Origin of the sequence: Streptomyces sp. G7(2002) (assembly GCF_028870195.1) — a bacterium.
Lineage (GTDB): Bacteria > Actinomycetota > Actinomycetes > Streptomycetales > Streptomycetaceae > Streptomyces > Streptomyces nigrescens.
Map to the genome: position 1 here is coordinate 5,345,336 of NZ_CP102609.1, position 15,127 is coordinate 5,360,462.

Annotated in this window: 10 protein-coding genes and 1 tRNA gene; 3 read left to right on the forward strand and 8 right to left on the reverse strand. The window is 70.7% G+C overall.

Annotated elements, in window-relative coordinates:
• Positions 1–131 precede the first annotated feature (131 nt).
• Entirely contained in the window at positions 132–1,349 is a 1,218-nt protein-coding gene (locus NUT86_RS22695) for an amidohydrolase family protein (RefSeq protein WP_274740582.1), read from the forward strand.
• A gap of 80 nt (positions 1,350–1,429) precedes the next feature.
• Here the strand turns inward: NUT86_RS22695 and NUT86_RS22700 are convergent, their stop codons facing one another.
• Positions 1,430–1,957, reverse strand: coding sequence for a hypothetical protein (locus tag NUT86_RS22700; protein ID WP_274737346.1), 528 nt, complete (start codon positions 1,955–1,957; stop codon positions 1,430–1,432).
• 265 nt (positions 1,958–2,222) lie between these two features.
• Between NUT86_RS22700 and NUT86_RS22705 the strand changes: the two genes are divergently transcribed.
• Positions 2,223–3,146: an FkbM family methyltransferase gene (locus NUT86_RS22705; RefSeq protein WP_274737347.1), complete on the forward strand. Its 924-nt coding sequence runs from the start codon at positions 2,223–2,225 to the stop codon at positions 3,144–3,146.
• A 36-nt stretch (positions 3,147–3,182) separates the two neighbouring features.
• Here the strand turns inward: NUT86_RS22705 and NUT86_RS22710 are convergent, their stop codons facing one another.
• The 6 genes from NUT86_RS22710 to NUT86_RS22735 all read right to left on the reverse strand — a co-directional run bounded on the left by NUT86_RS22710 (position 3,183) and on the right by NUT86_RS22735 (position 11,988).
• Entirely contained in the window at positions 3,183–3,941 is a 759-nt protein-coding gene (locus NUT86_RS22710; protein ID WP_037741790.1) for a glycosyltransferase family 2 protein, read from the reverse strand.
• Positions 3,942–3,946: 5 nt separating this feature from the next.
• The gene (locus NUT86_RS22715) at positions 3,947–4,735 is read right to left on the reverse strand and encodes a GntR family transcriptional regulator (protein ID WP_109891397.1); all 789 of its coding nucleotides are present in this window, start codon (positions 4,733–4,735) and stop codon (positions 3,947–3,949) included.
• 564 nt (positions 4,736–5,299) lie between these two features.
• Positions 5,300–9,310 (reverse strand): nSTAND1 domain-containing NTPase, encoded by a 4,011-nt coding sequence (locus NUT86_RS22720; protein ID WP_274737351.1) that lies wholly within the window; start codon positions 9,308–9,310, stop codon positions 5,300–5,302.
• A gap of 752 nt (positions 9,311–10,062) precedes the next feature.
• A tRNA-Pro gene (locus NUT86_RS22725) sits at positions 10,063–10,136 on the reverse strand.
• A 12-nt stretch (positions 10,137–10,148) separates the two neighbouring features.
• Positions 10,149–10,877 (reverse strand): integral membrane regulator, encoded by a 729-nt coding sequence (locus tag NUT86_RS22730; protein ID WP_159487082.1) that lies wholly within the window; start codon positions 10,875–10,877, stop codon positions 10,149–10,151.
• A gap of 184 nt (positions 10,878–11,061) precedes the next feature.
• Positions 11,062–11,988 carry a metallophosphoesterase gene (locus NUT86_RS22735; protein ID WP_018089955.1) on the reverse strand — a complete coding sequence of 309 codons (927 nt, stop codon included), beginning with the start codon at positions 11,986–11,988 and terminating at the stop codon, positions 11,062–11,064.
• Between the two features lie 125 nt (positions 11,989–12,113).
• Between NUT86_RS22735 and NUT86_RS22740 the strand changes: the two genes are divergently transcribed.
• On the forward strand, positions 12,114–12,578 hold the full coding sequence (locus tag NUT86_RS22740; protein WP_018089956.1) for a GatB/YqeY domain-containing protein: 465 nt from the start codon (positions 12,114–12,116) through the stop codon (positions 12,576–12,578).
• A gap of 90 nt (positions 12,579–12,668) precedes the next feature.
• On the opposite strand, the gene NUT86_RS22745 is transcribed toward NUT86_RS22740, so the two are convergent.
• Positions 12,669–14,867 carry a transglycosylase domain-containing protein gene (locus NUT86_RS22745; protein ID WP_274737353.1) on the reverse strand — a complete coding sequence of 733 codons (2,199 nt, stop codon included), beginning with the start codon at positions 14,865–14,867 and terminating at the stop codon, positions 12,669–12,671.
• Positions 14,868–15,127: the final 260 nt, after the last annotated feature.

Consider the following 15,127-nt stretch of genomic DNA (forward strand, 5'->3'; position numbering starts at 1 on the left):
GATCCCGCAAGGGGGTGGAGTTCCCGGCCCCGCCTTGTCGTCGCAAGGGTGAGCCCATAACCTCCGAACTGATGGGTCGTCAGGTATCGGTCCGGCGGCGTGGCCATCCGGCAGGCAGTTGGGGGTACAGCGTGATCAGCAACGAGAACGGCACGGCGGAGCTTCCCAGGGTCATCAGCGTGGATGATCACGTGATCGAGCCCGCGCACCTCTTCCAGACCTGGCTTCCGAAGAAGTACCAGGACCGGGGGCCGAAGCCCTTCACCGCAGGCATCGGCGAGCTGGAGTACGTCGGCGGGAAGTACCGGTTCACGACGGACCCCGAGGGGCAGATCACGGACTGGTGGGAGTACGAGGGGCTGATCTTCCCGTACAAGCGCATCATCGCCGCCGTGGGCTTCTCCCGCGACGAGATGACGCTGGACGGGATCACCCGGGAGCAGATGCGGCGCGGCTGCTGGGACCCCAAGGCCCGGCTGGCGGACATGGACCTCAACCACGTGGAGGCGTCGCTCTGCTTCCCGACGTTCCCGCGCTTCTGCGGGCAGACCTTCGCCGAGGCCGAGGACAAGGAGGTCGGGCTCGCCTGCGTGCGGGCGTACAACGACTGGATGGTGGAGGAGTGGTGCGGGGACAGCGGGGGCCGGCTGATCCCGCTGTGCCTCATCCCGTTGTGGGACATCGACCTGGCGGTCGCCGAGATCCGGCGCAATGCCGCGCGTGGGGTGCGTGCGGTGACCTTCAGCGAGATTCCGACGTACCTGGGGCTGCCGTCCATCCACTCCGGCTACTGGGACCCGTTCTTCGCCGCGTGCGAGGAGACGGGCACGGTCGTGAACATGCACATCGGCTCGTCCTCGCAGATGCCGGCGGCGTCACCGGACGCACCGCCCGCCGTGCAGGCCTCCCTGAGCTTCAACAACGCGATGGCCTCGATGATGGACTTCCTGTTCAGCGGCGTCCTGGTGAAGTTCCCCCGGCTGAAGCTCGCCTACAGCGAGGGCCAGATGGGGTGGATCCCGTACGCACTGGAGCGCGCCGACGACGTCTGGGAGGAGCACCGGGCGTGGGGCGGGGTGAAGGACCTGATCCCCGAGCCGCCGTCGTCGTACTACTACCGGCAGATCTTCTGCTGCTTCTTCCGCGACAAGCACGGCGTCGCCTCGATCGAGACCGTGGGCGTCGACAACGCCACCTTCGAGACCGACTACCCGCACGTCGACTCGACCTGGCCGCACACGAAGCAGGTGGCGGCCGAGCATGTGGCGGGCCTCCCCGACGACGTGACGTACAAGATCCTGCGCGGCAATGCCATCCGGATGCTGGATCTCCCCTTCGACCAGGAGTGACCGGCCGCCCCACGCCCGCCGGCCCTGTCCGGCACCGTCCACGTCGTGGTCATGCGGTGCCGGACGGGTCCCGGGTCGCCCTACACCCAGCCCGCGACCCTGGCAGCGGCGACGGCGGCCGCCTCGGCCGCCTCCGCCTCGGCGTTCAGCGCCTCGTTGCGGCCCAGGCCCTCCCTCCCCGCGGCCGTGCCGGCGGCCTGCGAGGCCTTCAGGGCGGCCTGGTACGCGGCCTCGGAGAGCGCGTCGGCGCCACGGTCCCGGGCCGTCCGGGCGGCGAGTACGGAGGCAGCGGCGGCGTTCCGGGCCTGACGGGCGTCGGCCGCCGGGTCGGGGGCCCCCTCCGCCATCGCCACCAGCCCGTCGGCGGACAGACGAAGGGCGTTGGCGGCCTTCGCGGCGGCCTCGGTCGGTACGGCTATGACGGCGCCCGGGTCCGTCTCGACTCCGGCACAGCGGCACGCGGCCCTGGTGCGGTCGGCGGCGCTCCGCGCGCGTGCGGTGTGCCTCTTCCTCAGGGCTTCCTCGGTGCTCGGCACCCCCGTTCCCTGGATCAGGGTGGCGTGGGCCTGCGGGGCGCTGGGTTGCTCATCTCCGTGGGACTCGCTCATTGCCGTCTCCTTGTCCGTCAGAGCGACGTGTCTGTCAGAGCGACAGCGCTGCGTCATGGATATCCCTCGCCGGCCCTGGGCACGGTGACGGTCAGGGCCGAGCGACGGGTGTCGCGCAGAGTGGCACGCCGGGCCTCAACAGACCAGAGCGTCGCCCGGTCTCCTCGCCCGCCCGGCAGACGCCGGGGACGCGGAGGCAAGGGCCGTACGGGGGGGGGACCGGGCGCTACGGTTCCGGGAGGACCCGGCGGCGGAGGGCGATCGGATGAGCAGCACCATAAGTGAGACGCTGGCCACTCTCGGACGCGGATATATGAGGGACGCTCCCGGCTCGCTGGGCAAGGCGGCACTCGCCACGCGGTACCTGAACCCATGGCTACGGGATCACCCACGCCAGAGGCTCGTCCGTACCCGGTTCGGCGCCGCCATGGCCGTGGACACGCAGGATCTGATCCAGCGCTTCGTCTACCTGTTCGGCCTGTGGGAACCGCACATGACGCACTGGCTCCAGCGCCGGCTCCGACCGGGGGACACCTACATCGACGTCGGCGCCAACGTCGGCTACTTCAGCCTGCTCGCCTCACAGCTCGTGGGGGAGGAGGGCCGGGTGGTGGCCATCGAGGCCTCACCGACGTTTCACGCCAGGGTCCTCCAACACGCCGAGATCAACGGCTGCAGCAACCTCCGCACCGTCAATGCCGCCGTTGCCGACGAGCGGAAGACGGTGACGCTCATCCTCGCGAGCTCAAGCAACATGGGGGCGGCCAGCATCGTTCCGTACGGCGGCCCGGCCGAGTCCACGCTCGATGTCGAGGCGTACCCGCTTCCCCAGGTGCTGGACGCGGACGAAATCGCCGGCGCGCGCGTGATCAAGATTGATGTGGAAGGCGCGGAGGGCGCCGTGATCCGTGGCTTGGCTCCGGTGCTCGACAAGCTCCGGCCGGATGCGGAGATCACTGTGGAGGTGACCCCTGAGCGGATGGAAGCGCTGGGGGAGTCGCCCGGTGAGCTGCTCACGACGATGCGGGAGCACGGGTTCCACGTCTATCGACTCCCCAACAGCTATGCCCCGGGCAGCTATCCGGCGGCGCTGCGCGGCCCAGCGGCGGTGCCGGTGCGGTGGCGGCATCCGGTGGTCGAGGAGAGCGATCTGGTCTTCTCGCGCATCGATGGGGAAACGCTGCCTTGAGAGGCTGGGCCGGCCGGCGGCTGAGCTGCCCCCAGGTCAATCCGTAGCCGGGTAACGCCACTTGAACCGTGTGAGCTGCCGTGCCCTGGCCTCCACGACCGCCATGCGGGCATCGCGTTCGGCGGTGTCGGTGTGGGATGCCTGGCCGGTCGCCTGGCCGGGCCACTTGCGGTAGTGGAGGCCTACTTCGGAGGAGAACCAGCCGCGGCTCGTGGCATTCAGGGCGAGCAGCAGGCCGGTGTCCTCCGAGGCGGGCAGGGCCATCCACCCGCCGAGGGCGAGGAGCAGGTCGCGCCGGACGCAGAGGGTCGCGGGGTGGACCTGGGCGCGGAAACCGTTCGCCTTCCAGAAGTCGAGCACGGCTCCCCGCTCGACCGGCCCCGGCTCGGGGTCCCCTGGAAAGCCGGCGGTGGAGCCGTCGGGCAGCAGATCGAGGACGCGTGACGTCGTCCAGCTGATGCCGTTGCCGCCTTCGAGCGCGGCCAGGTCACGGGCCAGCACACCGGGCGTCAACTGGTCGTCGGCGTCCAGGACCTTGATGTACTCGCCCTCCGCGTGCGCGAGGGCGATGGTGCGGGCGACGCCGGGACCGCCGGGCCGCCCCTGCCGGAACGTCACCCGCTCGTCATCGGGGACATGGGGAGCGACGTCGTTGCTCTTTCCGTCCTCCTGGATGACCCAGTGCCATTCCCATCCGTCGGGGAGGTCCTGTTGGCAGAGCGACTTATAGGCCTCCGGCAGGAAGTGCGCCGAGGGCGCATGCACGGCAGTGACGATGATGATGCGCCGGCGCACGGCACTCACCACCTTTCCAGGGGAGTGGTGAACAGCATTTCCGTGCGGTCGCCAGGAAGGATGACGTCGGAGACGTCAACTACCCGGTCGTTGATGTCGATCGAGGTCTTCCGGAGGGCGAGTACGGACGTGCCGGGCCACAGCTCCAGCTCCGCTGCTTCCTCCGGCGTCGGAGGGCGGGCGGTGACGCGCTCCTCGACGCGGTCCAGCTCGATACCGACGGTGTAGAGCTGGCTCTGCGAGCCCCCGGGCCACGGCTCGTTCGACTCGTCCAGGAGAGCGGGGTTCCTCGCGACCAGGTCGTGGACGAGGTACGAGGTCACCAGGCTGAAGGGCGCGCTCTCGGCCGCGTACCTGGTGCGGTAGGTGCGTTCGAGGAGGGCGGTGCCCTCGGGGAGACCGAAGGCTTCCGCGAGGCCCTTGTCCGCCTCGACCTTGCGGTACGAGGCGTGGAAGACCAGATCGTCGACCGTCAGGCCGGTGTCGTGCTCGGTGGCGCCGGTCTGGGCCCGCTCCGCCAGCGGCTCGCGTGCCCGGTTCTTCTCCCACTGGTGGCGGCGGTTCGTGCGGAGCGCGGAGGTGCGTTGCCGGCGGACGAAATTGCCGCGCCCGTGCTGCTTCTCGATCAGGCCCTCGTCCCGGAGGGCGCGGAGCGCCTCGCGGATGGTCGGCACGCTGCGCCGGAACCGTTCGGCGAGCTTCGACTCCGCCGGCAGTTTGTCCCCGGGCTTCAGCTCACCTGCGCGGATGGCCTCGCGGAGCTCGTCCGCGATCCGCTCGTACGCCACTGCCATGGGTGCTCACCGTTCCGTTTCCTGGCGCCCCGGCCGGCTCACCGGCCGGACAGCTCCAGCTTACGACTCCTAAAGAGGTGTTGACGAGTGGAGACGTCTGCGCCGTAGCGGGGGCCGCTCATGAAGAGGAGTTAAGGGGCTGAACGGCGTGCCATTCCTGCAGCGGGGTGGCGGTATTTGAAGCCGCGACCATTTCGCCCCGAAAGGGCCCGGACGAGATGCGGGCGAGATGCCGACGAGATCCGGGTGGGATCCGGACGAGAGGGGGGACGGCCAATTCCGGCCCCGCACCGTAGCGAATGCGCCGCGCAATATGTGCGGCGCAGGGCGCGAAAACGCCCGATCGCTGGCGACGGGGGATGCACCAGCGATCGGGCTGTGGCCAAGACTAGCAAGGCTGTCCGCGTAGTGGGGGCCAACTGCCGAATTGCCATACAGAGTTGTGGTTGGAGTCACGTAAAGCGGTGCGTGAGGGGTGGAAACGCCGGACCGAGGCTGCTGCGGAGTCGGCCGGGAGCGTCCCGCCCGATGCTTGGGCCGAGGGCGTTCGGCCGGGCGGCTTCGTTACGTGCCGCACGGCGGCTCATACGAGAGAAGCGGCAGATACTCGTGCCATTTCTCCGGGGTCAGAACGCCCCGCGTGGTTGAGCAAATACGGCGAATGGCCTTGTCGGGATCCAGGTCCCACAGCCGGACGGTACCGGCGCCGCTCGACACCCCGAGCATGTGGCTCTTGGGACTGAACGACAGGAAATTGCCTGTCTTGGCGTTGGGACTCGTCGACTGACCGATGGGAGCGGCCTTGGACGGATGCGCGACGCGCCAGAACCGGACCGTGTTGTCATTGCCGCCGCTCGCCAGGGTGTGGCCGTCCTCGCTGAACGTCAGCGACACGACCGCTTCGGTGTGCCCGGAGAGGGGGGAGCCCAGCCGGGTCGCCCTGCGGGGGTCATCCGTGTTCCAGAGCCGGACGGTGTCGTCGTCGCTGCCGCTGGCGAGGGTGCGGCCGTCCGGACTGTAGGCGAGCGCGTTGACGGGGCCCAGATGCCCCGTGAGGGGCGCGCCGAGTTGGGCGGCATGACGGGGGTCGTCCGTGTTCCAGAGCCGGACGGTGTCGTCCGCGCTGCCGCTGGCGAGGGTGTGTCCGTCGGGGCTGAAGACGAGGGAGTTGACGTAGCCCTTGTGGCCCGTGAGCGGTGTGCCGAGCCGGCGCACGTGGGACGGGGCGCTGACGTCCCACAGCTGAATGGTGTGGTCCTCGTAGGCGGTTGCCAACGTGCGCCCGTCCGGGCTTATGGCCAGCGCATCGGGGCCCACGAACCGGGTCCGCAGCTCGACGGGCTTTCCGTACGAGACCGGATGAGTCGGGTCGGCGACGTTCCACAGCTCCACCGTCTGGCTTCCCATCAGCACCGCGAGGGTGCGGCCGTCGGGGAAGAACGCCAGCGAACGCACATCGCCCTTACCGGGCGTGAACGGTTTGCCCAGCACCGCGGGCCGGTGGGGATTCTGCACATTCCACAGCCGCACCCTCCGGTCGCGGGCGCCCGTGGCGAGCACCCGCCCGTCCGGGCGGAACGTGCCGATGCGGCCGACCATGTTCGAGGTCGGAATCGACCAGAGACGGACCTTGCTGTCGCCGCTTCCCGTGGCCAGCGTCCGGCCGTCAGGGCTGAAGCCGACTGCGTACATCTCGCCGCTGCTGCCCGCGAGGGGCTCGCCGACCTGCGACGGGTACGCCGGATCGCTGACGTTCCACAGGCTCGCCGTGCTGTCCGCGCTGCCGGCGGCGAGCATGTTGCCGTCGGGGCTGAAGGCCACGGACCACAGGGGGCCGGTGTGGCCGGTGAGGGGCGCGCCGAGCGGTGCCGCGTGACGTGGCGAGGCCACGTTCCAGAGCCGGATGGTGTTGTCCGAGCTGCCGCTGGCGAGGGTGTGGCCGTCCGGGCTGAAGGCCACGGAGTGGACGGTGTCCGTGTGGCCGGTCAGGGCCCTGTCGAGCCGCGCCGGACGACGCCGGTCGGCCACGTCCCACAGCCGGATCCTGTTGTCGTCGCCACCGGCCGCCAGGGTCCGGCCGTCGGGGCTGAACGCCACGGAGCGTACGGCGGCGGTGGGGCCGGTCAGGACAGCGCGCGCCTTCGGCCGCCGCGGGTCGCGGAGGTCCCACAGACGAACGGTGTGATCTTCGTTGGCGGTGGCCAGCGTGTGCCCGTCGGGGCTGAAGGCGAGCAGGAAGACCGTGCCGTTACGGCCGGCCAGGGGCGCCCCGACCGGGCGCGGGTGGCGGGGGTCGCGCACGTCCCACAGCCGGACCGTGCCGTCGTCCGAGGCAGTGGCGAGGGTGTGTCCGTCCGGACTGAAGACAGCGGTGCTCACCCAGCTCGCATGGCCGGTGAGGGGCTTGCCCAGGGGTTCGGGACGCGTCGGGTCCGCCACGTCCCACAGCCGGACGGTCCGGTCATAACTGGCGGTGGCCAGGATCCGCCCGTTCGGGCTGAACGAGGTGAGGTAGACGGCGCCGGTGTGGCCCAGCAGCGGCGTGGCCAGCGGCGCGTTCACCATCGAGATCAAGCGGTTGTTGGTGCCCTCGTCGTCGGGCCGCAAGCCGTGTGCCACCAGGTCCAGTTGCGCCGACAAGGAGGGATCCGTGTACTGGGCGCGGTCGGCCTGGGCGAGCACCTGCGCGAAAACGGTGTCGTCGCGCTGCTGCCGGGCGACCACCGCGGAACCGACCGCCAGCATCGCCATGACGATCAGAGCCGCCACCGCACCACGGCTGAGCAGGACGAAGCGCTTGCGCAGCCGGACCGAGGCGGCCAGGAACTCCACCGCGCTGCGGGTCAGAAAGGTGTCACCGGCAGAATCGGCCCAGTTGCGGGCCTGCTCCAGACGGGAACCCCGGTAGAGGAGTGAGGTGTCGCGGTTCGAGCCCTCCCAGGCCCTGCCGTCCTCCTCCAGCCGCTGGCGCAGCAGATTGCCGTTCCGGTCCTCGTCGATCCAGTCGCGCAGGCGCGGCCAGGCGTGCAGCAGCGCTTCATGGGTGATCTCCACCGCATCCGCGTCGAGCGTCACCAGACGGGCGTGCACCAGCGCTTCGAGCGACTCCTTCGTCTTGTGCGGGTCCGCCGACTCGTCCGCCAGCTGGTGCCGCGTCCCCCGCCGGCGGGTGGCCTGGGTGTCTTCGCCCAGCCGGACCAGCCGGAGGAGGAGCAGTCGCGCGGCCAGGCGCGCGGTCGGGTCGAGGCCGGACCAGGCCTGCTCGGCGGTCGCCGCCACCGCGCCCTGGATCCCGCCCGCCGCGCGGTAGCCGGACAGCGTCAGCCGTCCCGCCTTCCGCCGCTGCCAGGTGGCGAGCAGGGCGTGGGAGAGCAGCGGCAGCACCCCCGCGTCGTGCGCCCCGTTGAAGCCGTCGGCGCTCACTTCCCGGACGATCAGTTCCGCGAGCCCCGGTTCGAGCTCCAGACCCACGGCCTTGGCCGGGCCGGTCACCGCTTCGCGCAGCTCCGTGGTGGTCAGCGGTCCGAGCACCATGTGCCGGTGCTGCAGCGCGTCGGCCAGTTCGGGATACCCGAGGCACTGTTCGTAGAAGTCGGCGCGTATGCCGAGGATGACGAGGACGGGAGCCGGGCCGCCCGGGCCGGAGGGCGTGCACGCGGCGTGCAGCAGCTGGACGAAGGTGCGCCGGGCCGCCTCGTCGGAGCAGAGGGTGAACGCCTCCTCGAACTGGTCCACGATCACGACCGGACGGGCGGCGGAGGACGTCCCGCGCTCCGCCCATGCCGTGACGGCCTCCCGCACCGCGCGCGCGAAGTGCGGTGTACCGGGCTCCCGCGCCGCCGACTCCTGCGCGCCGGAGAGGACGTGGGCGAGCTCAGGGACACGGCGGGTCAGCTCCGCGAGCGGATCGCCGCCCGGCACGAGCTGCAGGACCTCCCGCTCCGGGCGGTCCTCGTCGCCCGGTGCGCCGCTCTGCAACGCGGGCACCAGGCCGGCGTTCAGCAGGGAGGACTTTCCGGCCCCCGAGGCGCCCACGAGCATGACGAGGCCGCCCGTCTTCTCCGCAGCGCGGAGCTGGGCGACGAGGGCCTCCGTGCTCCGCTCCCGTCCGAAGAACCACCGGGCATCCTGCTGACGGTACGAAGCCAGCCCCCGGTACGGACACACACCCTGGACGGTCGCGGCCTCGTCCGGGGGGCTCTCGTCCTCTTGCGCGGATGCCGCGGACGCCGCGGCACGGTCGTCGACCGCCCGCTCCCACAACCGCTGCCACTGGGCCAGGTCGTACAGGCCCGTGGACACCGGCGCGGGCCGCAGGCGCCGGGCCTGGGGGATCAGGATGTGCAGCACCGCCGCGAGGGCGGCGAACTGCGCGGGTACGTTCTTGGCCCGCCGCCAGTCGCTGATCCGCTGGACGGACACCCGCACGGGCCGCCCTCGTTCGTCGACCCGCTGAAGCCGGACGACCGCCTCGGCCACCTTCTTGAGAGGAGGGTTGCCGGCCTCCTTGTACAGCAGCGCGAGACGTTCCGCGAAGGCTCTGCGTGCCCCTGAGTCGGCACTCAAGGTCTCCACCCCCTACGTCCCCCGCACTTGGACATCCGGACCGGAAAACTCACCTTAGCGGGCTGACCTGTGGTTAAACCGTCGGCCCGATGCCGGAACCTCCTCGGCGGGAGCCACAGCTGGCAGGATCACCTCGCAGCGGCGCAGCAAGTGGGCGTTGCCCGGACAGGCCACCAGTTCAGTGCTCGGAGACAACTCCTGATGCATGCGGTCTCCTTCCGTCGGAGTCACAAGACGGTCGTGACGGACTCGGCGCGATGAGCGTGAGGGAACTGTGGAACCGTCCCATCCGGACTGCCGCCGCGTCGACCACGGGTCCGGCCCTTTCTGGATCCGCGCCGGTACGGGGGGCGCGGATCGACGCCGCCCGCGCCGTTCGGCACCGGTCCCCACGAGGGGAGGGACCGGTGGCGAACGGCGCGGCGTTGGTTCTGCCGTACGACCCGGGCCGGGTGTGCGGACCGTGCGGCTCAGCCCGGCCCGACCGTGGGCCTCGCCGGCCGGACCGGGGGTGAGTTGGGCCCGCGCCCTGTCCCGCCGGGCGAACCCGACCTCGTGCGGCGCTGCCGATTGTGGCCCGGATCACTTCTGGTGCGGTGCCCGGTAACCAAGGGGAAGTCCCTGAAGGGGCGTCAGCAGGCGGCGGCCGGGAGGCGGGCACGAATTCAAGATCCACTCTCCGCTGCTCCCGGGGCGGCCCGGAGTACGCATCAGGCCCGGCTTCCGTTTCCGGAAGCCGGGCCTGACCTGCTACTTCTCAGTCGGGGTGGCGGGATTTGAACCCACGACCTCTTCGTCCCGAACGAAGCGCGCTGCCAAGCTGCGCTACACCCCGAAGCAACGAGCTCTACTTTAGCGGACCGATCCCCTGAGGCGAAATCCGGTTGTTGTGGAGCCGGGGAGCGGGCCTGACCTGGTCGATCCCGATGGTGATCAAGGGGAGCAGACAGATCGCCAGGGCGAGGGTGAGAGCGGTGGCGACGGTGGGGGGCGGGGCGCCGGCCGCGGCGGGGAAGGCGAGGGCGAACGCGAGGTGGAGGAGGGGGTAGGCCGGCCACTGCCAGGCACAGGACAGGCGGAAGCCGCGGGGGCCGGTGAGCAGCAGCCAGTCGGCGAGGGTGGCGAGCGGGGTGAGGACGTAGAGGAGCTGAGGGGCGATGACTCGGGCGGCGGCGGTGGGGGTGCCGGCTTCCGGCAGCGTGAAGGCGGTGGTGTCGGCGGGGAGGGCGTAGTGGGCGAGGGCGGGCAGGGCGAGGAAGGGGAGGAGGGCGCCGGTGATGCGGGGGCTCACGGGGCGGCGGCCGGTCCATGCGCGGTGGGCGGAGCAGGCGGAGACCAGCGCCACGGCGAGGTTGGCCTGCACGGTGAAGCGGGTGAGCAGGTGGGCCGGGGAGGGGGAGCCGAGGGCGGCGAGGAGCAGGCCGGTCAGGGCGGCCGCGGCGAGCAGAGCGCGGAAGGCGGCTGCCCGGGGGCGGCGGATCGTGGGGGCGACGGCGGCGGCCGGGGTGCGGGCGGCGGCAGCGGCAGGGTCGGTGGCGTGGCGCGTGGACTGCGAGGTCCGGGTGGGGTCGGACATTCCTCCACGTTAGGGGGATGATCAGCGGGCGGGGGAGACCCGATCCGGCCGCTGCCGCCGCCCGCACCCCGGCCTCGGCACGCGAGGCCCCGGGCCCGAGCCCACGATCCTCGGCCCGAGCCCTCACACTCTTGGGTTTCAGCCCCCGGACCCGCCCCGGGCCCCTCTCAGTCCCGCGCCGTTCTCAGTCCCGCGCCGTCAGCGTCAGCAGTGTCGCCTCCGGGGGGCAGGCGAAGCGGACGGGGGTGTAGCGGTTGGTGCCGCAGCCGGCCGAGACATGGAGGTAGGAGGTGCGGCCTGCGGCGGTGTGGGTGGACAGGCCCTTCACCCGGTCGGTGTCGATGTCGCAGTTGGTGACGAGGGCACCGTAGAAGGGGATGCAGAGCTGGCCGCCGTGGGTGTGGCCGGCCAGGACCAGCGGATAGCCGTCGGCGGTGAAGGCGTCCAGCGAGCGCAGGTAGGGGGCGTGCACGACGGCCAGGGAGAGATCGGCGCCGGATTCCGGGCCGCCGGCCACCTCGGCGTAGCGGTCCCGCTTGATGTGCGGGTCGTCCAGGCCGGTCAGGGCGATCTCGATGCCCTCCAGCTTCAGCCGGCCGCGGGAATTGGACAGGCCGACCCAGCCGGCCGCGTCGAACGCGTCCCGCAGCTCTTCCCACGGGTTGTGGACGACGCCCACGGCGGGTGCGTTGCCGTTGAGGCCGTGCCGGCCCTGGACCCGCTCGATCAGGTAGCGGGCAGGGTTGCGGAGCTTGGGGCCGTAGTAGTCGTTGGAGCCGAAGACGTACGCGCCGGGGAACTCCATCAGCGGGCCGAGCGCGTCCAGCGTCTCGGGGACGCCCTCGGGGTCGGAGAGGTTGTCGCCCGTGTTGATGACGAAGTCGGGGCGCAGCCCGGCGAGCGACTGCAGCCAGCGCTGCTTCTTGCGCTGCCCGCCGACCATGTGGATGTCGGAGACCTGCAGGACGCGCAACGGCCGCATACCGCGGGGCAGTACGGGCACGGTGACGCGCCGGAGGCGGAACGAGCGGACTTCGAAGCCGGCGGCGTAGGCCAGGCCGGCCGCGCCGACTGCGGTCAGGGTCAGGGGTACTCCGTATCGCGCGCGCATCGTCCCATCGTCGCAGAGTGAGCGGGGTGGATGCAGCGGAGGAGCGGCCCCGTGGGGTGATGGGTGTGGCGGGCCGGGAGGAAAAGGCGCGGCAGGTGTCGGTGGGGGGAGGCATACTCGACGTCATGACCACGCTCAAGTCCAAGCTGCAGGACGACCTCACCGTCGCGATCAAGGCGCGCGACGAGCTGCGCTCCTCCACCCTCCGTCTCACGCTGACCGCGATCCAGAAGGAGGAGGTCGCGGGCACCGAGGCACGTGAGCTGTCCGACGGCGAGGTCGAGAAGATCATCGCGCGGGAGGCGAAGAAGCGGCGCGAGGCCGCGGAGGCCTTCGAGAAGGGCGGCCGTGCCGAGCAGGCCGAGCGGGAGCGCGCCGAGGGCGAGGTGCTCGCCGACTACCTGCCCAAGCAGCTGTCCGACGACGAGCTGGAGCAGCTGGTCGCGGCGGCGGTGGCGGAGGCCAAGGGTGCCGGGGCCGAGGGGCCGCGGGCCATGGGCGCCGTCATGAAGATCGTCAACCCGCAGGTGGCGGGCCGCGCCGAGGGCGGCCGGGTGGCCGCGGTGGTCAAGAAGCTGCTGGCCGGCTGAGCGGCCGGACGGAGTCTTTGAAGGACGGCTGAGGGGCGCCCCCGTGGTGGGGGCGCCCCTCAGCCGTTGTCGTACGGGCCAACCGGCCGCTTACCAGCCGCCGTTGCCGCCACCCAGAATGTCGGGGAAGCCCGGAATGCTCCAGCCGCCGCCCGGCTTGTTGTCGCCGCCGTGGCCCCGGCCCGGCTTGTGCTTGCCGCGGCCCTTGCCGCCCTCGTCGCCGTGGCCCCTGTCCTTGGCCGGATCGGCGATCGGGACGGTGGGCAGCTCGGGCGCGGGCCGGTCGGCGAGCGCACCGGCCATCGCGTCGCGCCAGATGGGGCCGGGGGTGTCGGCGCCGTAGACCTTGTCGTGCGGGACCCCGCCGATGCTGATGTCGTACATCTTGCGCTTGTGCAGCGGGTCGCCGACCCAGACCGCGCCGGCCGCGTTCGGGGTGTAGCCGACGAACCAGGCGGCGTAGCGGCTGTCGCTGGTACCGGTCTTGCCGGCGCTGTCACGTCCCTGGAGACCGGCTTCCTTGCCGGTGCCGTCCTCGACGACACCCTTGAGGAGGGTGTTGATCGTGTCGGCGGTCCTCTTGGACATCGCGCTGCGGCAGCTGGTCTGCGGGACCTTCAGCGCCCGGCCCCGTGCGTCGGTGATCGACTCGATGGCGACGGGGGAGCAGTACTCACCGCCGTTGGCGAAGGCGGCGTAGCCGGCGGCCATGGTCAGCGGCGACATCTCCTGCACGCCGAGCGTCATCGACGGGACCTGCTGCAACGGCTTGCCGTCCGCCCGCTCGATGCCCATCTTCTGGGCCATCTTCACCGCGGGGCAGATGCCGATGTCGCTGATCAGCTGCACGAAGTAGGTGTTGACCGATTTCGCGGTCGCCTCCTTCATGGCGTACGGGCCGACCTCTTCCTTGTTCTCGTTCTGCGTCATGTCGGTGCCCTGCCACTCGCCGTCGCAGGTCTGGACCGGGCTCGGATACGGCATCCGGTACGGCGAGGGGTACTCCTGCTCCGGATTCGTCCCCTGCTCCAGCGCGGCCGCCGCGATCACCGGCTTGAAGGTCGACCCGGGCTGGTAGCCGGCGCCGCCGCCCATGTCGTGATCGACCGAGAGGTTGATCACGGTCTGGTTCTCGCGGAAGCCGTACGGGCGTGACTGGCCCATGCCGAGGATCTTGCCGGTGCCCGGCTCGACGATGGTGGCGGCACCGGCGACCGGGTCGTCCTCGTAGACATGGTCCTTCAGCGAGGCCTGGACCGACTTCTGGGACTGCGGATCGAGGGTGGTGCGGATGGTCATACCGCCCTCGTCCCAGCGTTGCAGGCGGACCTTCCGGCTCTTGCCGAAGTTCTTGTCGTTGAGGAAGACCTTGCGGATGTAGTCGCAGAAGAAGCCGGCGCCGTCGGTGGCGGTGATGCAGCCGTTCTTGGGACGGCTGACCGCCAGCTTTATGGGCTTCTTGGCAGCCGCGTCGGCCTGCGCCTGGGTGACGTCCTTCAGATCGGCCATCCGCTGGAGGACGGTGTTGCGCCGCTTGGTGGCCTCCTGCGGGGCGTTGACCGGGTCGTAGCGGGTGGGCGACTGGACGATTCCGGCCAGCAGCGCCGACTCCTCCAGGTTCAGGTCCTTGGCGTGCTTGCTGAAGTAGCGCTGGGCGGCCGCCTCGACGCCGTAGGCCTGCTGCCCGAAGAACGTGATGTTGAGGTAGTTCTGCAGGATCTTCCGCTTGCCGAGTTCCTTCTCGACCTGGATCGCGTACTTGAGCTCCTTGACCTTGCGGCCGAGGGTCTGCTGGGTGGCCTGCGCCACCTTGTCCGCGTTGTCCCCTGCCTCTTCGACGAAGACGTTCTTCACATACTGCTGGGTCAGCGTCGAGGCACCCTCGGAGACGCCGCCCGACTGGGCGTTCTTGTTGACCGCCCGCAGGATGCCCTTCAGGTCGATGGCGCCGTGCTCGTAGAAGCGCGCGTCCTCGATCGCGACGATCGCCTGCCGGATGTACGGCGACATGTCCTTGAGGCCGACGACCGTGCGGTCACGGGAGTAGACCTTGGCGATCTCGCCGCCCTTCGCGTCCAGAATCCTGGTCCGCTGACTGAGCGGCGGCGTCTTGAGGTTCGCCGGGATGTCGTCGAAGCCCTCGACCGACCCCTTGGCGGTCAGGCCGAGCGCCCCGGCCGCCGGGAGCGCAAGACCGGCGAGTACCGCTCCGGCCAGGACGCTGACTCCGAGGAACTTGGCGGCCTGCTGCGTCTTGGACAGACCTCCGCCATCGCGCTTCTTAGGCATGAGGGCAGCCTACGTTCTCAATCCGCCGGACAGGGGCGCACGTGTTCGTTTAGCCTGTCCTCAGCTACCACAGTCGAACGGTTACGCCTCGGTTCGTCAACCCCTACTTCCCGCGGGACGCGCCCCCACGTGCCCGCAGGTGTCGAGCAAAACCCCGTGTCAGGACGGTGAACTGTCCTGCCTTGTGCGCAAAGTGACGTATGCCGCACGGTCACTCCGTTGGGTGATCTGCCGCATACGCATAGTCCGTTCGGGCCATC

Bases quoted from the DNA above. Each gene is read 5' to 3' on its own strand.
- NUT86_RS22740 (WP_018089956.1), top strand. From the start codon at position 12,114: ATGACCACGCTCAAGTCCAAGCTGCAGGACGACCTCACCGTCGCGATC.
- NUT86_RS22715 (WP_109891397.1), bottom strand. From the start codon at position 4,735: ATGGCAGTGGCGTACGAGCGGATCGCGGACGAGCTCCGCGAGGCCATC.
- NUT86_RS22700 (WP_274737346.1), bottom strand. From the start codon at position 1,957: ATGAGCGAGTCCCACGGAGATGAGCAACCCAGCGCCCCGCAGGCCCAC.
- NUT86_RS22705 (WP_274737347.1), top strand. From the start codon at position 2,223: ATGAGCAGCACCATAAGTGAGACGCTGGCCACTCTCGGACGCGGATAT.
- NUT86_RS22735 (WP_018089955.1), bottom strand. From the start codon at position 11,988: ATGCGCGCGCGATACGGAGTACCCCTGACCCTGACCGCAGTCGGCGCG.
- NUT86_RS22745 (WP_274737353.1), bottom strand. From the start codon at position 14,867: ATGCCTAAGAAGCGCGATGGCGGAGGTCTGTCCAAGACGCAGCAGGCC.
- NUT86_RS22730 (WP_159487082.1), bottom strand. From the start codon at position 10,877: ATGTCCGACCCCACCCGGACCTCGCAGTCCACGCGCCACGCCACCGAC.